Source organism: Paenibacillus sp. Marseille-P2973 (assembly GCF_018101095.1).
In the GTDB taxonomy this organism is placed as follows: domain Bacteria; phylum Bacillota; class Bacilli; order Paenibacillales; family Paenibacillaceae; genus Fontibacillus; species Fontibacillus vini.
In genome coordinates this window covers 38,679-64,485 of the sequence record NZ_JAGQEH010000012.1, presented here as the reverse complement: position 1 = coordinate 64,485, position 25,807 = coordinate 38,679, and the positions used below count along the sequence as shown (strand labels likewise).

21 protein-coding genes are annotated in these 25,807 nt (G+C 50.9%); 4 read left to right on the top strand and 17 right to left on the bottom strand.

Translation table 11 applies throughout. The features are described 5' to 3' along the window. Window positions 1-4: 4 nt before the first annotated feature. Genes KB559_RS19815 through KB559_RS19805 form a run of 3 tightly spaced genes read right to left on the bottom strand, consistent with a single transcriptional unit; the run spans window position 5 to window position 3,022 of the window. Window positions 5-1,435, bottom strand: a complete 1,431-nt coding sequence (locus KB559_RS19815; RefSeq protein WP_211024278.1) for an ABC transporter substrate-binding protein — start codon at window positions 1,433-1,435, stop codon at window positions 5-7. A 54-nt stretch (window positions 1,436-1,489) separates the two neighbouring features. Beyond that, window positions 1,490-2,323, bottom strand: a complete 834-nt coding sequence (locus tag KB559_RS19810) for a carbohydrate ABC transporter permease (protein ID WP_211024276.1) — start codon at window positions 2,321-2,323, stop codon at window positions 1,490-1,492. Between the two features lie 15 nt (window positions 2,324-2,338). Beyond that, complete coding sequence (locus tag KB559_RS19805; protein WP_211024274.1) at window positions 2,339-3,022, bottom strand: carbohydrate ABC transporter permease; 684 nt, start codon at window positions 3,020-3,022, stop codon at window positions 2,339-2,341. A gap of 567 nt (window positions 3,023-3,589) precedes the next feature. Here KB559_RS19805 and KB559_RS19800 point away from each other — a divergent pair. Further along, window positions 3,590-4,627, top strand: coding sequence for a GntR family transcriptional regulator (locus KB559_RS19800; protein ID WP_211024272.1), 1,038 nt, complete (start codon window positions 3,590-3,592; stop codon window positions 4,625-4,627). Window positions 4,628-4,710: 83 nt separating this feature from the next. Here KB559_RS19800 and KB559_RS19795 read toward each other — a convergent pair whose 3' ends face one another. The 11 genes from KB559_RS19795 to KB559_RS19745 form a co-directional block, all read right to left on the bottom strand. Continuing rightward, a complete protein-coding gene (locus KB559_RS19795; RefSeq protein WP_211024270.1) occupies window positions 4,711-5,712 on the bottom strand; it encodes an aldose 1-epimerase in 1,002 nt (333 codons plus the stop codon). A gap of 24 nt (window positions 5,713-5,736) precedes the next feature. After that, complete coding sequence (locus tag KB559_RS19790) at window positions 5,737-6,600, bottom strand: MBL fold metallo-hydrolase (RefSeq protein ID WP_211024268.1); 864 nt, start codon at window positions 6,598-6,600, stop codon at window positions 5,737-5,739. 55 nt (window positions 6,601-6,655) lie between these two features. Next, complete coding sequence (locus tag KB559_RS19785) at window positions 6,656-9,172, bottom strand: family 43 glycosylhydrolase (protein ID WP_211024266.1); 2,517 nt, start codon at window positions 9,170-9,172, stop codon at window positions 6,656-6,658. A 96-nt stretch (window positions 9,173-9,268) separates the two neighbouring features. Continuing rightward, the gene (locus KB559_RS19780; RefSeq protein ID WP_211024264.1) at window positions 9,269-11,029 is read right to left on the bottom strand and encodes a glycoside hydrolase family 2 protein; all 1,761 of its coding nucleotides are present in this window, start codon (window positions 11,027-11,029) and stop codon (window positions 9,269-9,271) included. 27 nt (window positions 11,030-11,056) lie between these two features. Next, entirely contained in the window at window positions 11,057-12,088 is a 1,032-nt protein-coding gene (locus KB559_RS19775) for an acyltransferase family protein (protein WP_211024262.1), read from the bottom strand. Window positions 12,089-12,105: 17 nt separating this feature from the next. Then, window positions 12,106-12,912, bottom strand: a complete 807-nt coding sequence (locus KB559_RS19770) for a carbohydrate ABC transporter permease (RefSeq protein ID WP_211024260.1) — start codon at window positions 12,910-12,912, stop codon at window positions 12,106-12,108. A gap of 2 nt (window positions 12,913-12,914) precedes the next feature. After that, complete coding sequence (locus tag KB559_RS19765; protein ID WP_211024258.1) at window positions 12,915-13,802, bottom strand: carbohydrate ABC transporter permease; 888 nt, start codon at window positions 13,800-13,802, stop codon at window positions 12,915-12,917. Between the two features lie 79 nt (window positions 13,803-13,881). Then, window positions 13,882-15,237, bottom strand: coding sequence for an ABC transporter substrate-binding protein (locus KB559_RS19760; RefSeq protein WP_211024256.1), 1,356 nt, complete (start codon window positions 15,235-15,237; stop codon window positions 13,882-13,884). Window positions 15,238-15,521: 284 nt separating this feature from the next. After that, complete coding sequence (locus KB559_RS19755) at window positions 15,522-16,460, bottom strand: ArsR/SmtB family transcription factor (protein ID WP_211024254.1); 939 nt, start codon at window positions 16,458-16,460, stop codon at window positions 15,522-15,524. Between the two features lie 237 nt (window positions 16,461-16,697). Continuing rightward, window positions 16,698-17,663, bottom strand: coding sequence for a glycoside hydrolase family 43 protein (locus tag KB559_RS19750; RefSeq protein ID WP_211024253.1), 966 nt, complete (start codon window positions 17,661-17,663; stop codon window positions 16,698-16,700). A 30-nt stretch (window positions 17,664-17,693) separates the two neighbouring features. Beyond that, a complete protein-coding gene (locus KB559_RS19745) occupies window positions 17,694-20,462 on the bottom strand; it encodes a glycoside hydrolase family 2 protein (protein ID WP_211024251.1) in 2,769 nt (922 codons plus the stop codon). A gap of 145 nt (window positions 20,463-20,607) precedes the next feature. Between KB559_RS19745 and KB559_RS19740 the strand changes: the two genes are divergently transcribed. Then, window positions 20,608-21,543 carry an ArsR/SmtB family transcription factor gene (locus tag KB559_RS19740; RefSeq protein ID WP_211024248.1) on the top strand — a complete coding sequence of 312 codons (936 nt, stop codon included), beginning with the start codon at window positions 20,608-20,610 and terminating at the stop codon, window positions 21,541-21,543. 322 nt (window positions 21,544-21,865) lie between these two features. Continuing rightward, window positions 21,866-22,300, top strand: coding sequence for a DUF2500 domain-containing protein (locus KB559_RS19735; protein ID WP_247681965.1), 435 nt, complete (start codon window positions 21,866-21,868; stop codon window positions 22,298-22,300). Between the two features lie 127 nt (window positions 22,301-22,427). On the opposite strand, the gene KB559_RS19730 is transcribed toward KB559_RS19735, so the two are convergent. Then, on the bottom strand, window positions 22,428-23,321 hold the full coding sequence (locus tag KB559_RS19730; protein WP_211024246.1) for an SDR family oxidoreductase: 894 nt from the start codon (window positions 23,319-23,321) through the stop codon (window positions 22,428-22,430). A 130-nt stretch (window positions 23,322-23,451) separates the two neighbouring features. Between KB559_RS19730 and KB559_RS19725 the strand changes: the two genes are divergently transcribed. Then, complete coding sequence (locus KB559_RS19725) at window positions 23,452-24,429, top strand: helix-turn-helix transcriptional regulator (protein WP_211024244.1); 978 nt, start codon at window positions 23,452-23,454, stop codon at window positions 24,427-24,429. A gap of 28 nt (window positions 24,430-24,457) precedes the next feature. On the opposite strand, the gene KB559_RS19720 is transcribed toward KB559_RS19725, so the two are convergent. Both KB559_RS19720 and KB559_RS19715 read right to left on the bottom strand, forming a co-directional pair. Continuing rightward, window positions 24,458-25,084, bottom strand: coding sequence for a TVP38/TMEM64 family protein (locus KB559_RS19720; RefSeq protein WP_211024242.1), 627 nt, complete (start codon window positions 25,082-25,084; stop codon window positions 24,458-24,460). Window positions 25,085-25,201: 117 nt separating this feature from the next. After that, complete coding sequence (locus tag KB559_RS19715; RefSeq protein ID WP_211024240.1) at window positions 25,202-25,807, bottom strand: response regulator transcription factor; 606 nt, start codon at window positions 25,805-25,807, stop codon at window positions 25,202-25,204.

Here is a 25,807-nt window from a genome sequence, read left to right as displayed (position 1 = left end):
TCAATCAAAGACTCAAACCGACGGCTTTAATTTCTTTTATAAAGTTTTGTTCCATATCATCAAGCGCGGCTTGTGGATTCAGTTCTCCCCTCAGTACGCCCTGAATCGCGTTTTCCATAATATCGTTCAGCTTGGCAGAGACGAACGGGACGTCAGGATCGACCAAAATCTGAGCTGCCGATAAGGATTCAAGCAACGCGGGATACATTGGACTGGATGCAAGTACTTCTGGACGGTTGTAATTGGAAGTCCGGGTTGGATCCATGGTGTTGTTGATTTTCAACAATTCACCATCCTTGGATGTTACGTATTCAAGAAATTTGTAAGTGGCTTCCGGGTTTTTCGCCGTGTTCGTCATCGCGATCGCCCAGCCGCCCATCGTTGGTGCTCCGCCCGGTGTCACACCAAAGCCCACCTTACCTTTGACCTTCGATTGATCACCTTCAATCGTGCTGTACAGCCCCGGCCATTGCTCCATCATGGCAACCTCGCCACTTGCGAACAAGGCATTCGCTTCATCCCATCCTAATTGCAGCCATTCGTCCGGCGCGAACTTCTTCAGTTCAAGCATAGTTTGCATCGCTTTCAGCCCCGCTTCATTATTAAAAGCAGGCTTAAAGTTCTCATCTACATCTTTCCCGCCGAAAGCGGCCAAACGATTCTGCCAAATCAAACGGCTGTTCGTTTTGGAAGCCATAGAGCTATAACCGTATTTGGTCGGAGAATCAGGGTTAGTTTTTACCGTAAAAAACTCGGCTACCGACAGGAAATCTTCAACCGTAGTCGGAACCGCCAATTCCTTTCCTGTCTTTTCCTTATATTGCTTCTGAATTTCCGGATCTTCGAATAGATCCTTGCGGTAGAAAAATAATTGCGAGTCCGGTTTGTACGGGAAGGCTACCATTCTTCCTTTATAGAGAGCATAGCTCTTCCATAAACTCGGAATAAAATCATCGATGTCCAGATTCGGACTGGCTATGGAATTGGTGAACGGTTGCAGGTCCTGAATAAGACCTCCCTCCGCATAGCCGTGAACGTTCGCGACCGGCATCAGCACCGCGTCGAAATGGTGCCCGGTATTCAAATCCAATTGGATTTTCTCAATATCGTTTCCGGCGGGAAAGCTTTGAATTTCAACGGTAGCCCCCGAGGCTTCTTCAAAATACTTCGCGGCATTCTTCAATGCATCCGCAAAATCACCGGTCCGCGTAGCTACGACAATCTTTTGCCCTTTATACTGACCGCCCAGCGTTCCGCCGCCATTCAAGTCGGTCAGCTTGATTCCGAGCACATCCGGAGCCTCAACGTGAGCTTCCTTAAATTCGCCCTGCGGCTCGGCAGGTTTGCCGGAATCGGCATTTTTGGAGCCGCATGCGCTGAGCACGAAGGTTAGTGTCAAAACACACAAAAGCATGATGCTGAATTTTTTCTTCATGATAGATTCCTCCGAAAAATAATGAATTGGAACGGGTCGTTTCCACCCGATTGATTAACCCTTTACTGCGCCTGCCGTAATTCCCGCCTGCACGTATTTTTGAGTCGTCAGCGCGAGCACGAGCGCCGGGATGAAGGCGATCGTTCCGGCCGCGGCCAGCGTTCCGAACGGCGTATCTTTTTGCAATTGGATCATACCGCTGATCCCGAGCGGAAGCGTTTTGTTTTGATCCGTAAAGATCAAGACAAGCGATAAGCTGAATTCATTGTACGCGGCCAGGAAAACCAGAATGGCCGCCACGACGATCCCCGGAACGATGAGGGGCAACGCGATTCTCCAATAAGTGCCGAACTCGCTGCATCCGTCCATCTTGGCCGCTTCAAACATTTCGGCCGGCAATTCGTCGAAGAATCCCATAAACAACCAGATTGCAAGGGGAAGCGCGGCGGTAATATACACGATAATGAGTCCGAACAAGGTGTCCAATATCCCCAGCTTTTGAAAAATAATATAGTATGGGATGATGAATACCAGCCCCGGAACCATCCGCATCACGATAATGGCGTATTGCCAAAAGGCGCGGCCCCTAAACTTAAAGCGTGAAAATCCGTACCCGGCAAAGGTTGCGACCATGATGGCGCACAACGTGGTGGTAACGGCCACGATCAGGCTGTTGATAAAGTACGTACCGATCTGATGCTTCGTAAAAATCTCGACGTAATTCTGCAGATTCCAGTTAGAAGGAAAGAACTCCGGCGGTACCTTCATAATTTGTCCCGGCGTTTTGAACGAGGTCGTTATGGCCCAGTAAATAGGAAATAAAAATGCGATGACAAACAGAGCAAGCAGCAAGTAGAGCGCGAATTTTTCGGCATTATGTTTTTTCATATGTTCTCCCCCTTGCTACTGCCGATCATTTCGGATTAATTTCAGGAATATTAACGTAACCACAATGATGATAGCGAAGAAAATCATCGCTCCCGCCGAACCGGCACCCACATTCATGTACCGGAAAGCAGTCTTATAAATCATCGTTCCCATCGTCTCAGTCGAGTCGCCGGGACCCCCATCGGTCAGGATCATAATGGAATCGAATATTTTTAAGGCATCCATGACCCTTAAAGAAACCACGAGAGCGATAAAATTACGGATTAGAGGGAGCGTTATTTTGAAAAAAACTTTAAAGCGATTAGCCCCGTCCATAAACGCACTTTCATAAATATCCCGCGGTACGGTCTGCAATGCGGCAATGAGAATCAACATACAGAAGGGCGTTGCTCCCCAGACATCAATAATGATGACCGCAATTTTCGCAGGCAGCGTTTCTCCCGTCCAGGCAACCGCTTGAAGACCTAATGATTGCATGAGGTAATTAATAGGCCCATAGATGGCGCCGAACATGATTTTCCACATCGTCGTCGAAACGACGGGAGCCAGCATCATAGGCAATATAAACAAACTTTTGAAGATCTTTGTCCTTTTACTTACCTTCTCATTGTTCAACATAAGCGCGAGAAGCATCCCCAACGTGACATTCAGCAATACGGTAAAAAAGGTAAATACCAGCGTCCAACCGATAGATTTCATAAAAGGACCGTTGGTCAACATGTATTTATAGTTGTCTAACCCGGTCATCCTGATCATCGAACTGGGTAAAGAAAGGTTATAATTCAACAGACTTATATAAAGGGAGTAAAACAATGGCACAATGGCCAATAATGTGATGAGTATGACGGCAGGTCCTATGAAAATATAGGGTAATGCCCTGTCAGATAGTCTTTTGACAACCACCGTGTCACGCTTCATGAAAATACACCTTCAATCCTCTTTAGATAACGCTTTCAGATTCTACAATTGATCATATCCTTCAGTTGTTCTATCGATGTACACTCTTCTCCCCTTTCATTCAAAACGTTTGAAAACTTAACTTAGATGCAGTTGAATTATATAACTTATACTAATATACTTTTTTCTAAATATATATACTAAATAAAGTATAAAGTTTTATACAGAACCCACCAGCCTTTATCTATAATGTACTCTCCTTTAATTAAGTCAATATACCAACATCATCAATTAACTGGTAGACTTTACAATACGCAAACTATATAATCTAGTTAGTATAAAAATATATTTCGGGTGTGATCATTCCCTATGAAAGAGCAGCCTTTGTATAAGCAAATCCAAGAAAAGATCAAGGAACAAATTAAACTGGGCATCCTTCGTCCAGGGGATCGGGTCGGTTCTGAAAAAGAGCTGTCAAAGTTGTATAACGTCAGCCAAATCACAACCAAAAACGCTCTTATCGGACTTGCGGAGGAAGGATGGGTGGAACGCATACAAGGAAAGGGATCCTTCGTGTCCGACCTCTCCTCTCAATTACGTCCGGCCATGGCTAAACCTGTTTTAATCGGGGTTGTCTTTCCCAGCATGAAAACCATGATCGATCAACAATTGCTAAACTATATCGAACAATATGCATACGAGGAAGGCTTTCAAATTTTGTTGCGCATTACAAGAGAATCCGCGGAAAGGGAGACGCAGTCCATCCGGGAATTAATGGAATTAGGCATCCAAGGTTTGATCGTGTTTCCAACCGAAGCGGAGAATTACAACGAATCTATCATTCAACTGTCATTCGACAAGTTCCCGGTCGTGCTTGTTGACCGTTTCTTCAAAAATATCCGAGTCGCCCATGTTGTTTCCGATAATATAACGGGTACTTTTGATGCCATCGATTATTTGTTGAAAAAAGGTCATCGGCAAATCGCCTATATCTCTCCCGAAATCACGAATTCCGTCACGGAGGATCGGGCAATTGGCTATGAGAAAGCCTTTATGGAGCATCAATTGCCCATAGATAAAAATTTATGGTGCATGTTGAAGTTGAATACGATCCAGCAGAACGCGGCCGAAGAAATTGCGGATTTTCTTAAGGGCAAGGATAATGTAACCGCCATTTTCACCGTTAATGTTAAGCTTGCCCATATCGTCCATGCTTACTTAAGGAATCATCATTTATTGGACAAGATTGAACTTGTTACATTTGATCGTCCCGACTTGCCGGAGGTGCCCTATGTCGCGCAAAACATTGAAGCCATTAGCAAAAAAAGCATTGAAATCCTGAAGGAACAATTCGCCGGGGAATACGTGCCTCATCAGCACCTGGAACGCGTAACTCTTTGTCTGTAAAGCTGATAAATCCGCTTGATAAGCACAAAAAACCGTCAGAGAGCATCAAGACTCTCTGACGGTTTTGTTGTGAATTGATAGGCTTATCCCCGCACGTACAAGCGGCTGCTCTCCTCCCAAATCTCGCCCGGTTCCAAACTGAAGAGTCCGATTTCGTCTGCAGGCAGATCCACATGCGGAGCGTTTACCAGGTTGATCTGCGGCTCGGGGCAGAAAAAGCCTTCCTTTGCCCCATTGTTCCAAATCATCCACTGTTTGTAGGACGTCCCCACATCATAGACGAGCGTAATCTGCCGGCTCTGATCGGTCAGTTCCATCCGGTTTCGGCCGTTTTGGGCCATGGAGGTGTAATGATTGTCCATGCTTTCGAAGAAAGGATAAACGCCTGCGCCTTGCATTAGCAATTCCTGATCGGTCAATGGCTGAAACTCGCCGGTAGGCAGCATCCGTTCATTCAGTTCCCACCGCTCTCCGATCGTCAGCTTCAGACGATAGTCCGCAGCCGCGCTTCCATCGGCAAACGGCGCATTCACCGAGGTGTGGAACGCCAACAAGCACGGCATCTTCTCGCTGCCTTCATTAACCACCATAACCTGCTGGGAAAGACCGTACGCACTCAGGCCATACCGAATTCGAACCTTATATTTATAAGGAAAATAGCGATACGATTCATGCCGTTCGTCTACGGTAACCGAAACGGATACGAAGCTCTCCCTTTCGGTATGTCCGAACTCCTCCACCTGCCAGGGAATGTTGTACAGAAAACCATGTAGATGGTTGCCGGTCGCACTTTCATTGACGGGAAACTCATGAACCTTACCATCCCACGGAAAACGTCCGTCTTCATACCGGTTCGGCGGAAATAACACGGGAATTCCGTGAATCATCGGCCGGTTCTTGAAGGACTCCATTTCCTCCGGACCGGGCTCATGCAAAAACTTCAATCCGCGCTTCGCATCCCGAAACGCGATCAAATTACCACCAATGGCGGGGAGCAGCGCCGCTTCATAACGGCCCGCTTTCAGCCAAATCGCTCTCTCTCCCTGATACTCGCCCTCATATGCTTGAAATTCTGATGTGCTCATCGATTTTGTCTCTCCCTATGTCCTTTAGTCACGGTCCAGAAATGCCTGCCCGGAAACGTACACGAACCGTTCTCCCCGGGCCATGACGTGGATTTTCTGCTCCGGAAAATGCTCATACATATAATCCACGAAGTTCCCCGGCTTTTCCGCATTGCCCGCAAATACGTCATAATGCAGTGGAATCGCCGTTTCAGCTCCGACCCTGACGGCCAGTTCGGCGGCTTCCCGGTAATTCATATTACCGACGATGCCGCGCTCCCGGCGGAAAAAGTCCCGGCCGTTGATGGGCAGCATGGCTACATCGGGCTTGATCTTCTCAAGCCGTTCCACGAGCCCCGGATAAATTACCGTATCTCCCGCGTGATACAACGTTACGCCATTCAGCTTGAGAACGTATCCCACGCTGCGATGGAACCCGTCTCCGTCTTGCTCCAATTGTTCGTGAGCGGCGGGGATCACCGTGATTTCCAGCTTGGAGAACAGCTCGGTCTGCCGGCTGTTATCCGCCACCAGGATTTGCGATTCCTTTACACCCATTCGAAGCAAAGGCTCCTTGCAGCAAGCCGGCGCCATGATCGGCGCTCCACCGTTTTGCTCGTGAAAAATCGGCAGCGTCCCTGCATCCATATGGTCCTCATGCTCATGTGTAATCAGACAGAGGTCCGCCCCTACGATATCCTCCGGAACGATCGGCGCCGGGTAGGAGCGCACCGGCCCGTTTTTGTCCAGATAATCCGATACATAGGGATCAATATAAACCGTTACTCCGTCCCCTTTAACGATCACGCTCTCTTGTCCTAGGAACCAAATAGCCAAAGTTCCGTAAGGGACATTGGTCCGGTTTACTTCGCTGATCAGTGAGGCTCCTTTTCTTTCCGGTCTGTTCATGGTTGTCCTCCTTGCGTTTCCGTAAAATTAGCTTACCGTTACTATTAACCTGTCTTTACTGTAACGGCTCGACCTTCACCCGGTCAATTCGGACCGCGACATCCGAGCTTTGCAGGCCGATGCGCCCCTGAAGATACGGATTGGCACTGCGATCGGTATAAGAGAGAACCGGTTGGCTGGATTCTCCCGCATAAACTTCGATCGTTGCGCCTCGCGCGGATACTTTTAAATGAAGCTTGCCGTCCGCTCCGGGGAGATTCGTTCCCCAAGGCAAACTGATTAATGAGGTGGTGGCATAGTTGATTTTATCGAGATGCAAGCCCTCTGCATCGGCATATACGTAATACCCGCGGACGAAATCGGACCGGTTCTGATTCTGATCGAGTCCGTTAGCAGGCTCCGAGGCACGGATGAGCAGTCCGGCGCGGCCCGTATTCTCCATCCTCTGCAGATCCGCCTCAACGAAATAATCGGACCAACCGGGCTCGCCGGTCAACGATTTGGCAGGTGACACCGATGATGCCCGCAATTCCTCGTCCTTTACGGACCACATGCCTTCAAACCGGGTCCATCCAAAGTCGTTTCCGTCATCAAAGTTGTCCTCCCATGTCTCCACGGCCTGGTAACGCTCCGCCCGGAACCAGTCCAAGTCCAAAGTTCCAGCCGTGATCTCCAGCCTCCAACGTTGTTGTCCCGCAGGCAACTCTAGGCCCTGCGCGGAAACCGTCTGCCATTCTCCCGCTTTCTCCCGAGTCGCCTCAAACGTTGCAATCTCCTCATCATCTTCACTGATTAATTTTAATGTTGCGCTCTCTGTCATAGGTCGAATTCGAAAATGAATGGAGTATCTCCCGGCTTCATCCAAATTCACCAGGTAATTCGCCCATTCCCTCTCCTGCAACCCGGACAAAACATAGCCGCCGGCTTCATTGCTCTCCATACTCAAGGTTCCGGGGCGGTAAGGAGACTCGCTACCACCTTCCGCTTTCTTAACGGCCATATAGGCTTTGCCCTCCTCACCTTCCTCAAAGTGAACAGCCTGCACTTGACCCGGAAGCGGCTGATAAGACCGCCAGTCGCTGCTGCCGTTCACGTCATTGCTATAAGCAATATAGCCAAAACGCGCATCTACACTTGAAGCTGCATAGCCGATGGCTCCTCCATCACTCGCCGACGAACCGGCATACTTCTGCATTTCGTCAACATAAACGCGCAGATCGGCATGTCCGCCGCTCCCGGCATCCCCGGCGGCAGCATGCTCAATCCGGATTTTATGCCACTGGCTATAATCGAAATCCGCAGGCAAATCGCTTTCGCCAAGAATACGCTCCTTCCCGCCCGACCGTTCGGTCACTTCCACCCGGCCCGAAGCGGGAACCAGCCAGACGGTGCCGTAATTTTGTTCATCCCGATACGAGAACACGGCCCCGACCCGGGCTTCCGCCTTCGCTTCGCTCTCCGCGCGAACGTGGAACTCCGCCGTATACCCCGGCTCGGTCTTGGACTTCGTCCGCAGCATGGCTATGCCGGATGCATCCGCAGTCCGGACGCCCGCGCCTTTTTCGGGATGGACGCTCCAGTCGCCTTTGCGAGATGCCACCCAGGACTTGCCAAGCTTATCCCGTTCGAACCGGTCGGCAAACGCGGGCAAAGCCGGAGCCGGCTGCGGCGTGTCCGTCGGCCCGGCCACCGCAAAGCCGTTCCCGTTCCAAAAGAGCCGGTCCATGTTCATATGCCGAAGCGGCCCGACAATACCGGGACCTTCCAGGTTATGATAAATCATGTACATGGAATCAAGATCCGGTCCGGTAACGAGCGAGTTATGGCCGAGCCCAACCGTCTTCCCTTCCGTTCGGATCAATACTGGATTCCCTTGGAACGTCTCGAACGGCCCCAGAGGCGATTCGCTCACCGCCGCGTCAATCCGGTACCCGTTGCTGAAGACGTGATTCCCGGTATAGGTCATGTAATATAAGCCGTTTCTTTTGAATACCGTCGGCCCTTCGGTCCAGCCATCCATATAGGCTCCGGTGGGCGAGCCGGGAGCCGTTACGGACAGCGGGGAATCCATCGGGGCGGCATCGATGCCGCCGGTTCCGGCATAATAGAAGTACCAGCTGCCGTCGTCGTCCACAAAGGTCGATGCATCGATCGTTCTTCCGAAATTGCCCGTTACCACCCGGAAAGGTCCGACAGGCGAATCGCTTTCTAGCACATAATGGCCGTTTCCGGCCGGAGAAGTATACATATAAAATTTGCCGTTCCAATATCGGACCTCGGGCGCATACGCCGCCGTCGTAAGGGGATCTTCCGTACACAATCCGCGATAGGTCCAATCCACCAAATCCGGCGAGCTCCATACTTTAATCCCTGCGTCGGTATCCCGCGTGCTTACGTACAAGTAATAATATCCATTGAACGAGAAAATAAAAGGATCACCCAGCCCGTACTCTTCCCATTCATCCGCTAATGACACGGGATTGCTCCATGTCCGGACCGGCTCCCGTTCCACAGGCGAGCAGGCCGCTGTTAATAACAGCAGCATGATCGTCAACCATTTTCCCAAACGCACAACCACTCTCCCCTTTCAAAATAACCCCGCGAAAGCTCTCCGTCTCTCAAGAAAAAACGGCAGAACCGACGGATAACGTCATCTGCCGTTTTTAAATTATTTCCGGGTTCCCTCTACGATTGCGCGGATAGTCTCCAGCGGAAGCTTCGGCTTCCGATCGTAGGTCAGCAAGCCGTTAATCTCCTGTTCCACATCGGTGAATTGCGTATAACAGAACCCTTGAATGATCGGCGATTGCAGCATCGGTTCTACGACATTTCGGAGCCGCTCCGTAAAGTCCTCTTCATTCACCGCGCCGGAATATCCCCAACCTTCCCACTCATTCTTCTTAAAGGAAATCCCTCCAAACTCGGTTGCGAGAATCGGCTGGCCCGAATAAGGGAAGCCCGGAACCATAATCCAGCGGTTCCCCGGTTGAGCGCTCAGCGCCGCCTCCTTAGTCGCATAGCGGTCCGTCAGCACTTCGCGCCGCCATTCATAATCATGGACGGTCACCAAATCCGTGTTGACCAGCTCCCAGCCGTCATTGGAGATGACCGGGCGCGTCAGATCCAGCGATTTCGTCATATGGTAGAGCGATAAGGCGTGCTGTTGCTGCTGCTTGTCGACCAGAATGTTGGGCACGCCCCAGCTCTCATTAAGCGGTACCCATGCTACGATGCAAGGATGGTTATAATCCCGCTCCACCGCCTGAATCCATTCCTTCGTTATCCGTGCCACATAAGGTCCGGAGAACTGGTAGGCGTTCGCCATTTCGCCCCAAACCAGCAAGCCCAGCCGGTCCGCCCAGTACAAATAACGCGGATCCTCGATTTTTTGATGCTTGCGCGCACCGTTAAAACCCATCTCCTTGGTCAATTCCACGTCCCGGCGCAGGTCGTCATCACTCGGGGCGGTCAGGATCCCTTCCGGGAAGTATCCTTGGTCCAGTACCATTTTCATGAAATAAGTCCGGTTATTCAGCAGCAGCTTTCCGTCCTCAATGGATATTTTCCGCATTCCGAAATAGCTGCTTACCGTATCGGCAAGTACGCCGTCCACGCTCAAGGTCAATTCCAGATCGTATAAGTTCGGTTTCTCGGGGGTCCACCAGCGCCCCAGTCCATGATCGTTGAAATCTTCGAGATGAATGCGCCGGCTGGCCGACTCGTGTCTAAACGAGAACGTATCTTCCGCTACAAATTCACCTTTAAAAGTGACAGACGCTTTAATGCTGATCAGTGCGCCCGGGCGATATCCGGATAGAAAAACGTCCACTGCGATATCATTTACGTCTATATCCGGGGTCAGGCGGATTCGTCCGATACAGGTATCTGAAACCGGTTCAAGCCATACACTCTGCCAGATGCCGGTAGTGCGCGTATAGAATATCCCAGCGGACTTTTCTTCCCAAAATTGCTTGCCCCGCGGCAGTGTCACATCCCGGCTGTGGTCAACTGCCTTCACAACGACGGTATTATCGCCTTCGGCAAGAACATCCGTAATATCGGCATGGAACGGGGTGTGGCCGCCTTCATGAAGGGCTACCAGTTTGCCGTTCACCCATACCTTCGCCTCATAATCGACGGCGCCGAAATGAAGCAGCAGTCTGCCTTTTCTATAAGCTTCAGGTACGGAAAATACTTTGCGATACCATACCGTATCATGAAATGCCGTATCGCCGATTCCGCTTAACCGGCTTTGGTAACAGAACGGCACGATGATTTTGCTGGTGAAATCATGTTCTTCGTACCAAGCCTCCCGCTCGCCGATCCCCTGATCGTCGTAATCAAAATCCCATTCCCCGTTTAAGCTCATCCATTCCTCACGGACAAATTGCGGACGGGGATATTCATTGCGTAGCAGTTGGTCAGTCATAGCTTCTACTCCTTCTTTATCCCGTTGTTATATTTTTGTGTCATGGTTTGAAGTAGCGCGGCGCGCAGGTTTGGTAATAATCCATATGCCGTACCCGATGACGGCCAGCAGTCCGAGTTCCATCCACAACGCATCCAGCAATCCCGCCAGCAACAATGGCTGATTACTTTTCAACGCGAAGATGAGCACATTGCTCATCACCAGAAACCAAAGTACATTTCGACCCATGGCCTCCAGCGGGACAAACGGCAAGGGATATTTCTCCATCAGCCGGGACAGAAGATAATAACCGTACAGCAGCAGAGCAGGACCGAGGATCCACCAAACCGATGGAGGAAAACGTTCAGGCAACGAAGTTTCGGGGGTCGAGAGCCACCTCCAGACAAACGCGCCGGATGCAAGCGCCGAGCCTGCCAGAACCCTCCAGTCAAAGCCGATGCGGTACCGGGCAAACAGCATGCCTAGCAAATAATACGGGAAATATTGCACCACCGGAAAAGAGGCGAAGTCCCTGGTTCCAAGGAGCGGAGCCCATATCGGCTCATGAATCGATCCATTAGAAATCCATGTGGTGAGAAGCAGAAGTCCCGCCGCCATGAATCCGGTCCATTTTCGCCCGACCAGCCATTTTAAGGGTACAAACAACAGCAGCCCCAGCACGATTAAATAAGTAAATGAAGCCAGAAACTCGGACCAGCCCGGCATATCGTTCAGCAGCAAAATCGGTCTGATCGTTCTCCATTCCAGCGGCCGTTGATCGATAAACAACCGGAAGGCTGTCCCGGATATATAAAAAGCCAACAAGGTTTTGAACGCCGTTGCGAGCATGCGGTGCCAAACCTTCGAGAACGCCTTGTTATAATACGCCAACTGACACACATACCCGAAGCTGAATACAAATCCCGAGAAAGTGATTAAGTTAATGAACTCAATCCATTTCTGCCCCTGCGGGAAAATCATCGGATCACTGAAAAATTGCAGGGTATGGCAATACACCATTCCGAGCACCAGCAGACCCTTAAAAATATCGATCCCTCTTTCACGCTGACGCACTGCCACAACCGTTGCTCCTCCACTCATCCTTTAATTCCCGACAGGCTGACTCCTTTAATAATCTGACGCTCGAAAATCAGGAACAGAAGCATGATCGGCAAGGAAGCTACGGTATTGATCACCATCGGCTTCACGTAATCTTCCGTGTACTGATTCATCAAGGTAGGAATCCCCATCGGCAGCGTGAACAGGTTATCGTCGGTAACCGACAGGAACGGCCAGAGGAAATTGTTCCAGGAGCCGATAAACGTCAGAATTGCGATCGATACGAGCGCGGGACGGGTAAGCGGCAGCATGATATTGAGAAAAATCCGCCAGATGCCTCCTCCGTCGATCTGAACGCTTTCCAGCAGGTCGTTCGGGATTCCGTCAAAGAAGCTTTTTAACACGATAATCGCAAAGGGTGAAGCCAGCGCGGGAAATATCAGACCCATGTATGAATTCAGAATCCCCATATCTTTGGCGACCTGGTACAGCGGAATGAGAATGGCTTCACCCGGAATAAGCAGCCCGGCCAAGATGAAGAAAAACATAAAAGTTCTGTAGCGGAACGGAACCTTCGACATCGCAAACCCCGCCATCGCAGCGATAATCAGCGTCAGCAGAGTCACGCATATTGCGATAAAAAAGCTGTTCCATGACCAGTTGATCAATTTCGTACCGGTGATGATTTCATGATAGACCGCGAAGGAATAAGGGGGCGTGAACCAGTCCACGACGGACGTGATTTTCATGCCTTCTTTTTTCACGGAAACTACGAGCATCCAAACTAGCGGAAAAGCAAACAGCACGGCCATGAACATGGAAAAGATCCGATAAAACCATTTCATCTCTAGTTCGCCTCCTTCCGGTTATTGATCCAGTATTGCAGCCCGGACAGCACTAGGAGAATGACGAACAGCATATAGGACATGGCTGACGCATACCCGAGATCGTTTTTGCGGAAGCCCGTTTGCCAGATCAGTTGGATGACGGGACGAGTCTGATCGAGAGGTCCCCCGCCGGTCATGACATAGATCTGCATGAACACTTTAAATGAAGCTATGATTTGCAGCATGGTTATCGTTTTCGTAATCGGGCTGAGCAGCGGAAGAGTGATCCTCCAGAACAGCTGGGCATCAGTCGCCCCATCCAGGCGCGCCGCTTCATAAACTTCGTCCGGCACGTCCTGCATCGCCGATAAGTACAAAATAAAGTTAAAGCCGACCGTCCACCATAACGTCAATAGCGAGATGGCGATCCAGGCCAGATTCGTTTCCGACAGCCAAAAGATCTCCGAGCCTTCAGGAAGAAGCTTTACTAAATGAAGCAAAGAATTAACAAGACCGGTATAAGGCTGGAACACAAACAATCCCAGAAAAGAGGCAACCGCCACGGAGAGAATGCTCGGAATAAAGAACACACTACGATAAAACCTTTGCAGCCTGGAGTTGCGATTGGCGATGAGCGCCAAAACAATGGCCAAAATAATCATTAACGGCGTCGTGATAATGACAAAAATCGTAGAATGCCAGATGGACGCCCAAAAATCATGATCTTGAAACATCCGCTCATAATTGCCGAGTCCGACGTATTTCATCTTCTTGATCAGCGTCCATTTATAGAAGCTCATCTCCACGCCCTTGATCATCGGCCAGATGGTAAACAGAAAATACACGACCAAGAAGGGGAGCAGGAACAGGAGTGCCTGCACGTCTGCCCTCAATTTGTTTATTTTCATAAGCGTCTAACCTCCCCATATGACCGGCAGACTTCACGGCAAATGCCGCAAAGTCCGCCGAATTCACTGCCTTGATCTTCTATTCGCTTAATACCTTCTGCACTTCATCCGACATTTTGGCGATACCGTCCGCCGGGCTTAATTTGTTCGCCCAGACTTCGTTCAAATATTTGAACATAGCCAAGTCTCGGATCTGCCAGTTCTTAGTAGACGGCTTGTTGAATTTAACCGTTGAAGCTACGGATACATAATCGCTGCGGTATGGAAGGTCTTTGAATTCCTGTTTCTCAAAAACGGACGGCTTGGATGGAATATGCCCCGCCTTCGCCCATACCTGGCCATTGTCCGCAAGCCAGTTGGCGAACGTAATCGCCGCTTTCCGCTTAGCCGGATCTTCTTTCTTCGTTACCGGAAGGATTACGGTATGCGAATCGCCCCAAGTCGCTTCCTGATCGAATACTTTCGGGATCGGCATCGCACCGAATTCAAGATCCTTCGTGGATTCCCAGGTTCCGGTTGCCCAAACCCCGGTCATCATGATCGCTGCCGTACCGCTTTGGAAGTTTTTATAGAAGTCCGGATCGTTCAATTTAATCACTTTATGTTTATGGAATAAGTCTTGGACATACTGGGCCGCTTTGACCGCTTTGTCGGTATCGATTTGCGCCGAATTCAGATCATCGGATACTACGTCGTTACCGCCAAGCTGGGAGTAAAGCGCCCACCACAAACGGAACGGGTCATCATTGGCGTTCGACATAGCGAACGGGGTTACTTTCTGAGGCAATTTCTCTTTAAGCGTAGTCAGGAAAGTCACGAACCCGTCGGCTGACTGCTCCATAATCGGCTTGCCTTCGTCATCGAGCAGCCCCGCTTCTTTCAGCAGCTTCTTGTTGTAGTACATAATGAACGGATGCGTATCGATCGGTACCGCATAGTGCGCTCCGTCTACAATGGATGCTTCCAGAATGTTCTGGTTGAAGGTTGCCCAATCCACGCCGGCCTCTTCGGCCACATCGTCCAACTCCGATACAACCCCTTGGTCGATCAGGTCAGGCAAGCGGGAAATATGTGAAATTCCAACGTCGGGGCCGTTGCCGTTACCCACTGCGGTAATCAGCTTCGTGTAGTACTCTCCCCACTCCAGCTTCGTATTTTTGACTTGAATATTCGGATGTTCCTTGTTAAAAGCGTCGATCATCGCCTGCATATTATCGCCGTCGCCGCCCGAGAAGAGCGTCCAGAACGATAAAGTGACCTTCTCTCCGCCGCCATCATCTGAAGCGCTTCCATTTCCTTGATTTCCAGTTCCCTCATTCGTGGTGTCTGTTCCTCCGTTATTGCCTGATTTGCCGCTGTTGCTGCCGCCGCATGCGCTTAAGATCAAAGATAACGAAAGAAATAAGGCGAGCACAATCCCAAAACTTTTTTTCATGTAGACCTCCCCTTTACCTTTTGATGAGGCACAAAACATCATTATTGTTTTATTACATATTTTTTGTACCTTTGAAGCTAATATAATGCCCGTTTTTCCAAATGTCAACGGTTTCAAACTATTTTATTGTAATATTTTATCGTTTAGGTCTTTTGTTACAGTTTTATTGTAATAAACAACTTGTCCCTTAGCCCCAATATATAATATTGGGACAACTTTCCCTCTCGTCAGATCTCCTTCCCAAAATAAAAAACCATCATTTCTTGGTGAAATGATGGTTCCTATTATTCCGTCTCTTCCTGAGTATAAGATACCCGCATGACTATATCCTGATCGTAATCCCCGAATTGCTTGCCGAAGAGATTAACGCCGCCCTTGTGTACCGCATCCGGATCGACCCCGATCCGCAGCCGTAGACTGGGGCGCTGATTAAGCTGCAGATCTTGTAACGTCACATCGGACACCTTTTGCATATCCAGCGTCGTCCGTTCATGGTCGATACGCCATGTTTTCAACAAACCGTATTGCGTCGTCCAATCCAGCCACCATGCCGGATTGAGCGCGCCCCGCCGGTCACCGAAATCCCCCGGACTGGTCCACATTCCGATTTCAACGCCGTTGATCCATACCGAAATGTCCGATGGCCAGTCATTGTCGTAATTCGGCGCTTCCGAACACATTTCCATGGATAGCTCGATCGATTGAATACTTGCATTCTGGGGAATTTCCAAGGGAAGCAAGTATTCCACATAACCTTTGCGGAACCAGATAATTTGCGCACCCACATGCTTCGGATGATAAAAACTGGCCGGTTCATCTTCCCTCACCAGCATACCCTCGTGAGTCGCCATGCCGCAGGTCGGATGGACTTCGCAATCGCTATAATGTCCGATCGGCATCTCGACCTCATAAAACTTCATCCCGTCCTTGGTGGAACGGACGCTTGAATTTAGTGAAATAAGAATATCGTCATAATTCCGGCTGCACACCTTCATTGCTCCACGAACCGCCGGCAGCAGTTCCGTATTGATCAGTTTAGCCGCTTCGAGCACCTTCACGTTGTTAGCGACAGTGGAAACCGGAAGCTGCAGGGCCTCGGCAAGTTCAATCACGTTCATACTCCGCGTATTCAGCAGGCGAAGAATATCGACCCTGGAACGCGTGGATAAGGCATGAGCCACTTGAACCAACTTCTCGGCTTCATGGATACCGACTTCCAACATAAGAATCCTCCTACGGATTTTTACAAGAATTTTACATAAGCAATCTCTAATGTACTTTACTACACTAAGCTGTATTAAAGCAATAATATTAATTATATTAAACGATGCGCTGCCCGTATGCTTTTTTTACTATGTAAAATGTGTGACAAGCAAGCAAAATAAAAAACCGGCAGTGGACCATGCCGGTTTTTTTGAGTATTTATGCCTATTTAAACAATCGGAACGTGCTCTCCAGCTTCATTCCCCCGACGGCAGCGGAATGTTCACATCCGTGGCCAGCGGAACGCCAAAATCCGGCGTTCCGTCCTCTTTCCAGCCGAACTTTTGAATCCGCGTGCTTCGCGGGCCGCCCGCCGAGCGATCCTGTTCAGCTTCGGAGTAGGAATAAGCGTGGTAAACCAGCCAATCCTCCGAACCGTCCGCCGAAACGGTAAAGCTGTTATGACCGGGCGCGTACACGCCCGCTTCCGGATTCTTGGCAAAAACCGGCCCTTCATGTTTGGTCCATGCCTCCGCATCCAACAGATCCTCAGATTCAGAAATCGTCGTCATTCCCAGACAATATTCGTCAGACCAAGTTGCGCTTGCCGAAAAAACAAGATAGATCTTCCCGTTTCGCCGCAAAAATACCGGTCCCTCGTTAATGGCCATCCCGCCTTGCTTCTCCCATGGCTCCGTCGGTGCCGATATAAGCACGTTCGGCCCGGTTAAGGTCCATGGATTAATCATGCGCGCTGCATAAATGGCCGACCCATAGTCGGGGAAATGACCGTAGCCTGAGTAAAAGAAATACAACTCTCCCCGGTTCTGCAATACCGTTCCGTCCAGGCCGGGAAATTCCGTATTGACGGCTGCTTTAAATATCCACTCGTCGTTCATGGGATCGTCCCCATTAAGCTGAAGGACGCATACGCGCCTGGTTTCGTCTCCCCCGCCGTCGTTCGCCGTATAGTAGATATACCAATGATCCTTGATATAGTGAAGCTCCGGGGCCCATAAGTTATGGGAGTACGGGCCAGCCGCGTCCGGTATCCATACGGTTTTCGGAGAAACACTGCCCAGTCCGGTCATGGCTTTGCTATGCCAAAGCGCGATTTCATTCCCCAGCGTAACCGTCATGTAATAACTGCCGTCCTTCCGCTTTGTGATCCATGGATCGGCACCGTTCTGCAAGATCGGGTTGCTGAATGAATTACGGATCATGGAACCCCTCCTTTTGTCCTGTGCAAGGAACTAAGCCTGGCTTTTGTAGCGGATTTGCAGATCCAGCGGATATCGTCCGGCATTGCGGCCGTACAAGGTAACACCGCCGCCCTCCTCAACCTGCAGTTCCAAGCGGAAAGCACGGCTGTGGTTCAGTCTGGTCATCAATTGTACCGGGACGCTCAGCTTGCATAGATAACCGTACGAGCCGGCTTCATCCAATTTGTTCGGAACCGGCTGATAATGCCATGACAGCACGCCCCGGCTGTCCGCAGGATCGTCCGGCAGAACTAGAGAGCCGATGCTTTCGCCATCAACTAGCACGTTTAGGCGGGAAGGATGCTTTTCCTCATCAGTCATGTAATAAGTGTTAGGATTATATTCCACCTTAGCATCAGCGCCATGCATCGCTCCGATTCCCATGTCGGTATTTGCCGAGCCTTCGATATTCCGGGCCAATACCCGCTTTGCTCCGGCTTCGAACACAATTTCAATCTCGTGAATAGCGGCCTTCTCCGTGATGTTCGGCAATGTTATGTCATAACTAAATCGTCCCGTTCCCGCACCGCTGACTTTTGCATGTTGAATCGAGCTCCACTGATGCTCAAACGTCTGCTCTGCATAAGAGCTCACCGGGATTTGAATAACACCGTCGCCCGCTAAGAGTTCTCCGGCAGTTTCGCCGCTTCTCACATCGAACGTAGTGAAATTCCGCGTAACCACCTCTCCCGCTTCATTCACAAGGGAAACCGCCAGCACGGCTACTGCGTCCCGATCAGGCATCGTCAAGTTCAGCGGGGAAAGCGGGGACACGCCGTAACCATCCCAATCGACTTGGATCTCACCGCTATCCGCTACCGTGCGGGTACCCAGGTCGTCATGCCAAAGCTCCCATTGCACCTTCAGCTTTTGGCTATGGTAACGTTCACTAAAGCTCGATCTCAGCAATGGAACAGCGACCTGTTCCTGAGCGGAAACCGTCCGGCACGGAGGTGCGTCGATGACGATGAAATCCGGCGAATGCAGGTCGGCAATTCTCATACCGGGTACAAAAGCATCATAGCCAAAGTCTTTGCCCGTTCCATCGAGACGATAATATCCGTTGAATTCATTCGTTACGTCACGGAACTCTGTAAACACAAAGCCGCACAGCTTGTCATGCTTCCGGAACTCGTTCAGCATATACCGGTAATGCCAAGCCAGATCACTGTCGCCGGCACCGCCTTCGATCCCCCAAACATTGCCGCATTCGCTGTTCATCAGCGGTGCGTCGGACTGGACATTGCCGCCGATGCAATTGAAGGCCGAGCCCGGATAAGTTTTGTTGACGACCTCGTTCAGATGGCCGCGGACCTGTTCATAACCGTTGATATAGAAGTGCCATGTATTGATATCGGTCTCAACATGATCATAATTGCATGGCGAGTTATCCTCGATAATTCGGGTCGGATCGAGCTGCTTCGCCCAGCGGTATTTGTCCCGCACCCATTCCTGGGTCTCCGGCAAATAACTGCTCTGCTGCCCGCCATTCCCCGTAACTCCGGCTTCCTTAGGGTCTGTCTTAAGGCCCCATGTCTCATTGAACATCACCCAGGAGAAAATCGACGGATGATTGTAATCCCGCTCGATCACCTCAAGCGCCTCACGTTCATAAGCGCTGCGTGCCGTTTCGTCCGGGTTCCCCCAGAAACAAGGCATATCCTCCATCACGAGAATGCCCAGCTTATCCGCCCAATACAGCTTACGCGGCTCTTCCGGCTTGATGTGAATCCGTACAAAATTGAGCCCCAGCCGCTTCATCAGGTAAATTTCGTCATGCATTTCCTCATCCGACGGGTAAGTAAAATAACCGGTCTTATGGTAAGACTGGTCCAGCGTTCCGTTCAAATAAACCGGCTTCCCGTTAAGCGTAATCCAGCGGTAACCGCGGTCGCCGAAGGCAGCTGTCGCGATTTCCCGGATGCCGAAATAAGTGCTGACTTGATCCAGGCCAAAGGATCCGCCGAGCTTAAGCGCCCCCTCATACAAATACGGGGTTTCCGGGCTCCACAATTTCGGGTCATTCACACTAAACGAGGTATTCACTTCATTTTCACCGGCCAAAAGATTCACAGTCACCGTATGCTGAACGGCATGATCCGCAAAATCCATAGCAAGCTCGGCCGTTCCGGCTTGATCCGCAACGATTCTCGCCGCTACCTCAATCCGGCCGTCCATGAAGGTTCTGAACTTGGCGTCTTTGATATAAGTTTGCGTACGGACTTCCAGCCAGACCGGCTGCCAAATGCCGCGAATTTCACCATAGCCTTGTTTGCCGCGCGCTTGATAGTTATGATCCTGATCCTCGGTTCGTACGATGATTGTATTATCACCGTCCATCCGCCAGACGCCGGTAACTTCAAACTCAAATGAGCCATAGCCGCCTTGATGAGATCCGACATGGGATCCGTTAATCCAGACATCGCACAAATAATCCACCGCTCCGAAACGCAAAAACAGGCGTGAACCGCCGGCAGTCGGAAGACTCCAGGTCACCGTGCGCCGATACCAACCGATTCCTTTAATGTCCTTGCCGATCCCGGACAAGGGACTGGCCCATGAAAAAGGCACCCGGATATCCGCATCAAAAGGTACTTCACTATCCTTATTCCAGTTGCTGCGAACTCCCTCATCGTTAGGATCAAAGCGAAAAGACCAGGAACCGTTTAAATTCAGCCATTGCTGTCGCTGCCAATGCGGATGAGGAAATTCCGGACGAGGAATGACCAGGTTCTCCGCGTTCATAATGGAGGTGCTCATGAGTATACACGACCTTTCGCAAGAGGTTATGCGCCCATTTTAGCACCAGTATATGATTTTTACAATGTTTATTATGGTTTTACAATATTACCTCTTCATTGTACAATTAAGTCAATAATCTTGTATATGAAAAGGAACTTTAACGATGAATGAACCGATCCAGGATATGATCCGCTACCCGGCTTCACGAATTCTTGACGTAGCCAAGGCGCTGTCGGGGGACCTTCGGGTCCGCATTTTGGAGGCGCTTGGGGAAAAGCCTATGAGCGTCAGCCAATTGGCCGAAGCTCTCGGCGTTGCCCAACCGACCGTCTCCATCAACGTGCAGACGCTGGAGCAAGCCGAGCTCGTCACCTCCGTGCAAGGAGCCAACCGGGAAAAAATATGTTCCGTCACCTGCCGCTCCATCCAATTGGAGCTTCCGTCCAAACCGGGGGACGGCCTTCATCCCGTAGAGAGCATTCATATGCCGATCGGGATGTATTCGCATTGTTCGGTGAAGCCCTCCTGCGGCATGGCCGGCAAGGACGGGACCTTGATCGGCTCGCAGGATGATCCCCGGGTCTTTTATATGCCCGAACGGGTCGACGCCGCGCTTCTCTGGTTTGCCGAAGCCGGTTATATCGAATACTTTTTCGCCAACCCGCTGCCTCCAGGCGTCGAGCTTGATGAATTGCGCATTCGTGCCGAGCTGTGTTCCGAAGCCCCCTCCTTCCGTGCCGACTGGGCTACGGATATTACGGTCACGGTAAACGGACTGGAGGCCGGAACTTGGACCTGCCCTTCCGATTTCGGGGACCGAAAAGGAAAGCTGACTCCCGAACGCTGGAAAAGCGGAACGGAATACGGCATGCTGACGGAATGGAGAATCGGCCATCAAGGGAGCTTGGTAAACGGCGTTCCTTCCGCCGATACCTCGATCGGAATGCTTCATTTGGCGTATAACCAGCCCATTTCTATCCGGTTTGAAGTGAAAGAGGATGCTGCCAACAAACGGGGGCTTAATCTGTTCGGGAGCCAGTTCGGGGATCATCCGCAGGATATCGTATTGGAGTTCATACGACGCGGCGGGGATAGCTGAGTTTAGAAGAAACAAAGCCTTCCTTCGCTTTTAAATCAAAACTTAATGAAACAAATGTCTCCGCCGAGGCGTAAATATAAGGAAAGGACGCAAGTTCGAAATTGTGGTGTCCTGAACGTACATAAAGTGCGAGTTCAAAAAGTAAGGTTTTCAGGACCGAGAAGGTTGGATGAAGATAGGGACTGAGTAGCGGAGCGTACATGGGGTACGTGAGCAACGGAAGGCCCGGCTGAATTCAAGATTCGACGTCGAACCCTCATCATGATCTGCTTCGTCATGGAAAGATGACTTTTTGAACAACTTATTAAAGGAGGCCTCGGAAATGAACTTCGGACCTGACCCTTTTCCGTTTGGCGGCGGGAGCGCTAGTTCTGGTTTTAATTTTATGTTTACGCTGGTACCCATCTTGATCGTGATCGTGTTTGTTATCGTCATTATCGGATTTATTAGCAGCGGCGCAAAATATGTGAAGAACGCCAGCTCACCAAAAGATTCACGTTACGCCCGCATCGTATCTAAACGAATGGACGTAAGACATCACTCGCACAATATGAATGATTCCATGCATAACTCTTCGAGCACCTATTATTACATCACGCTGGAATTCGATAACGGGCAGCGGCAGGAATATCTGGACGTAAAAAATCTGTACGGCCTTGTCGCCGAGGGAGACGTCGGATACGCCGCAGTCCAGGGAGACTGGATCGTGGCCTTCGAACGGAATGCGGGCCAAGTGCAAAATGGGAGCCGGTTCTAGAGGCTCGTAGTCGTGTTTGAGGTCGCCCCCCAAGATGTTGGAACAAAGCTTAATATAGAATCACTTCAAATGAAAGCCCCTGACGGTTAATGGACCGGTCAGGGGCTATTGTTATTTAACATTTAATTCAGTTCACTGGAAGCCCCTGCTTTTTCGCATAGTTACCCCAATGCGGCTGTCTGCCGTCGACATCGCTAAATCCGTACTCGTCGGACAAATCCCAGCTTGTCAGTGCACGGCCGGACTTTTCATGGACATTAGGATCACCGGCAAGGGCAGCTACGCCCTGGCCGACAAAGTAAGGCGTTTCCGATTCAATGTAATGCGGTTCCTGGGCAACCGCATCCCGCCAGTTATCTTCCCCCACTCCAAAATGATCCAGCATTTGTTCGGACCGCAGGAATCCCGGTGTAACCGCGAGGGCGGTAATATGATGCGGGCGCAGCTCCTCCGCCATAGCCGCCGCCAAGTGGATCGGCGAAATTTTGGCGAGACTGTAGTACAAATTCCCCCGGTAATTATAAGTGGATCCGTCAGTAACTTCTATGATCAGTCCCTCTCCCCGTTTGATCATTAAGGGAGCCCCGTAGTAGCTCGTGATCAAATGGGTCTTGATCGCCCGCTCCTGCATGAGCAGCGCATCGCCTAAAGGCTGCTCCCAAAACGGAGTACCCCAATGCGTCAACTGCTCTCCGCCCCAAATATCATTGACGAGGAGGTCGAGGCGTCCTTCTTGTTCCTTGGCGATCCGCTCGAACAAAGCCTTAACTTCCTCTTCCTGCGTATGGTCACAGCGGATCGGAATACCGATTCCGCCGCGAGCAGTAACCATCTCCGCCGTATCGTCGATCGTTTCGGACCGATTGATGTCCGAGGCGCCGCCACGGACGCTGCGTCCCGTGCAATAAACGGTAGCTCCCGCCGCCCCCAGCATGACGGCGATCCCGCGGCCCGCTCCCCGCGTGGCTCCGGCTACCACGGCAACTTTCCCGGCCAATGGCTTCAAAGTCTTGTTTTCCATAGATGGATCATCCTCCCGATAACTTCTGTTTCTAAAGACATTTTCAGTTTACCCGACAAATATGACATCCATTGTCTTATATAAATGATACAATTCAAACTAGGAAAAGAAGATGAAGGAAGGGATGTACATGAGAGCGGATCGGCTGCTGTCCATTTTGCTGTTGCTGCAGAACGGCGGCAAATTAAACTCGCGCCAGCTTGCTGAAAAACTGGAGGTCTCGGAGAGGACGATCGTGAGGGATATGGACGCTTTGAGCTCCGCCGGAATTCCGGTGTATGCGGAACGCGGTCCTCTTGGCGGATGGATGCTGGCGGAGAATTACCGGACAAGTCTGACGGGGATGAATCAGGAAGAAATTCTCTCACTGCTTTTGACCAGTTACAGTCATCTGCTGGGAGAGATAGGAATTCCGAAGCGGAGTTTCGAAGCCGCGTACCAGAAGCTGCTCGCTTCCTCTCCTGCCCCTGTCCGGCAGGATGCCGAAATGCTCTCGGAACGCATTCATATCGACGGAGCCGGCTGGCATACATCGGGCGAAAGCTTTCCGCTGTTAAAGATAGTGCAGGAAGCGGTCTGGGGACAACGCAAGCTGGACATATCCTACCGCAAATCGGACAGCGATGCCGTCAACGCCGGTGCCATCTCCAGACGGACCGTTCACCCGTTAGGCCTGGTGGCCAAACGAAACGTCTGGTATCTGGTGGCGGAGGAGAACGGAGAGATGAAGACTTTCCGCATCTCCCGGATCACGGAGGCCGCTGTGCTGGAAGAGTCCTTTCAGCGCCCGAACGACTTCTCACTGAGCGGGTACTGGGAGCAATCGACCGCGGATTTCAAATCCGCTCTGCCGCGGTACCCGGCACAGATCCGCATCACGGAGCGGAGGCTCGCCCGGTTGAAGCGGGAGCGCTACGCCAAGGTGCTTAGCGCCGAGCCAGAGAATGGCCAGCCTGGCTGGATGCGCGTAAGCATCGAGTTTCACACGCTGGATTCAGCGTGTGAAATTTTGCTCGCCTGCGGCCGGGAAGCCGAAGCACTGCACCCGCAGGAGCTGCGGGAGTTGATCGGCGCCGAAGCGGCGGCAATCTCGGCGCTTTACCGGTGACAGCCGGCAAGCGCCAGCAACGCCTGCTTTATTCCGCCGGCTCGGCTGCTGCAACGGCAACTGACGTAAAATAAGCCTGCAGCTTCCGGTTCAGCCACAGCGAAGCTGCGATAAACAGCGCGACGCCGAGAAATTTGGCCGGCTGGTCCACAAAATCGGACAAATGGGTCCCGATGTAGGACACGCAGAAGACCATGACCGCCTTGCCTAAAGCCACCGCCGCCGCAAAGGTTCTCACCGGCATCCGCGTCAGCCCCGCGGCCATGTTTATGACTACGAAAGGTCCGACCGGGAGCATGCTGAGCAGGAATACAAAGCTGAACCCGTTCTTCCGGGCCCAGACCATCGCCTTCTGCACTTTAGGCTTCTCGGCCCATCTCCGGATGAGTGCGGAACCGGCTGCTTTGCGAATGAGCAGAAACGTGAGCAGGCTTCCGGCTACGAGACCGATCCAGGAATATAAGAATCCCTGCCACATACCGTAAATGGCTGCATTAGCCCCGACAATAATGATCGTAGGCAGCGGCGGGACGAAAGATTTCATAAACGTGAGCAAAATTCCGGGCAGCGGCCCAAGCGATCTGAACCTGTCCAGAAACAGCTGAATATTTTGTTCCGTAAAATAATCCATGATACTGAGCTCTGCATCAAGCATTTGTTCACCTCTTCTAATAGGGGTCACTATATTATACTATGAGCGAACCGGAAACCTTAAAGTAATATTCGACAATCCTATTATGAATGAGGATGACCCCCGACCCCGTGATTTCGATTACTTATTCCACCCCTTTTCCTTAAATCGCGCAATAGCCTCGATCCGGTTCCCCACCTTCAGCTTTTCTAAGATCGTTGATATATAGTTGCGTACGGTTCCCTGGGAGAGGTAAAGCTCCTCCGCAACCTCCTTTGTCTTCTTGCCCTCGGCAACAAGCTCCAACACCTGGATTTCGCGGTTCGTGAGCGGATTCTCGCTATCATCCTCATAGACAAAATCCACAAGCTCCGGAGCATAAATACGGCGGCCTTCCATAATAATGCGAATCGAAGCTATTAATTCCTCAATGGGACTGTCCTTCAGTAAATAACCGCGGACCCCCGCCTTGCGGGCACGTTCAAAATAACCGGGACGCGCAAACGTGGTTAGGATAATGATCTTACAGTCGCTGTCCAAAAGCGCCTCCGCGGCGTCCAAACCGGTCTGGATCGGCATCTCGATATCCATAATGCAAATATCCGGCTGTAATTCAATCACCAGCTTAACGGCTTCCTCGCCGTTTCTGGCAATGCCGACTACTTCAAAATCTTCCTCCATGTTTAACAAGGATTGCATGGCACCGAGCAGCATCCCCTGATCTTCCGCTATCACAATACGAATCAT

Excerpts from the sequence above, each read along its gene's own strand:
- KB559_RS19815 (WP_211024278.1), bottom strand. The coding sequence starts at position 1,435 with ATGAAGAAAAAATTCAGCATCATGCTTTTGTGTGTTTTGACACTAACC.
- KB559_RS19810 (WP_211024276.1), bottom strand. The coding sequence starts at position 2,323 with ATGAAAAAACATAATGCCGAAAAATTCGCGCTCTACTTGCTGCTTGCT.
- KB559_RS19805 (WP_211024274.1), bottom strand. The coding sequence starts at position 3,022 with ATGAAATCTATCGGTTGGACGCTGGTATTTACCTTTTTTACCGTATTG.
- KB559_RS19800 (WP_211024272.1), top strand. The coding sequence starts at position 3,590 with ATGAAAGAGCAGCCTTTGTATAAGCAAATCCAAGAAAAGATCAAGGAA.
- KB559_RS19795 (WP_211024270.1), bottom strand. The coding sequence starts at position 5,712 with ATGAGCACATCAGAATTTCAAGCATATGAGGGCGAGTATCAGGGAGAG.
- KB559_RS19790 (WP_211024268.1), bottom strand. The coding sequence starts at position 6,600 with ATGAACAGACCGGAAAGAAAAGGAGCCTCACTGATCAGCGAAGTAAAC.
- KB559_RS19780 (WP_211024264.1), bottom strand. The coding sequence starts at position 11,029 with ATGACTGACCAACTGCTACGCAATGAATATCCCCGTCCGCAATTTGTC.
- KB559_RS19770 (WP_211024260.1), bottom strand. The coding sequence starts at position 12,912 with ATGAAATGGTTTTATCGGATCTTTTCCATGTTCATGGCCGTGCTGTTT.
- KB559_RS19765 (WP_211024258.1), bottom strand. The coding sequence starts at position 13,802 with ATGAAAATAAACAAATTGAGGGCAGACGTGCAGGCACTCCTGTTCCTG.
- KB559_RS19760 (WP_211024256.1), bottom strand. The coding sequence starts at position 15,237 with ATGAAAAAAAGTTTTGGGATTGTGCTCGCCTTATTTCTTTCGTTATCT.
- KB559_RS19755 (WP_211024254.1), bottom strand. The coding sequence starts at position 16,460 with ATGTTGGAAGTCGGTATCCATGAAGCCGAGAAGTTGGTTCAAGTGGCT.
- KB559_RS19750 (WP_211024253.1), bottom strand. The coding sequence starts at position 17,663 with ATGATCCGTAATTCATTCAGCAACCCGATCTTGCAGAACGGTGCCGAT.
- KB559_RS19745 (WP_211024251.1), bottom strand. The coding sequence starts at position 20,462 with ATGAGCACCTCCATTATGAACGCGGAGAACCTGGTCATTCCTCGTCCG.
- KB559_RS19740 (WP_211024248.1), top strand. The coding sequence starts at position 20,608 with ATGAATGAACCGATCCAGGATATGATCCGCTACCCGGCTTCACGAATT.
- KB559_RS19735 (WP_247681965.1), top strand. The coding sequence starts at position 21,866 with ATGAACTTCGGACCTGACCCTTTTCCGTTTGGCGGCGGGAGCGCTAGT.
- KB559_RS19730 (WP_211024246.1), bottom strand. The coding sequence starts at position 23,321 with ATGGAAAACAAGACTTTGAAGCCATTGGCCGGGAAAGTTGCCGTGGTA.
- KB559_RS19725 (WP_211024244.1), top strand. The coding sequence starts at position 23,452 with ATGAGAGCGGATCGGCTGCTGTCCATTTTGCTGTTGCTGCAGAACGGC.
- KB559_RS19720 (WP_211024242.1), bottom strand. The coding sequence starts at position 25,084 with ATGCTTGATGCAGAGCTCAGTATCATGGATTATTTTACGGAACAAAAT.
- KB559_RS19715 (WP_211024240.1), bottom strand. The coding sequence starts at position 25,807 with ATGATTCGTATTGTGATAGCGGAAGATCAGGGGATGCTGCTCGGTGCC.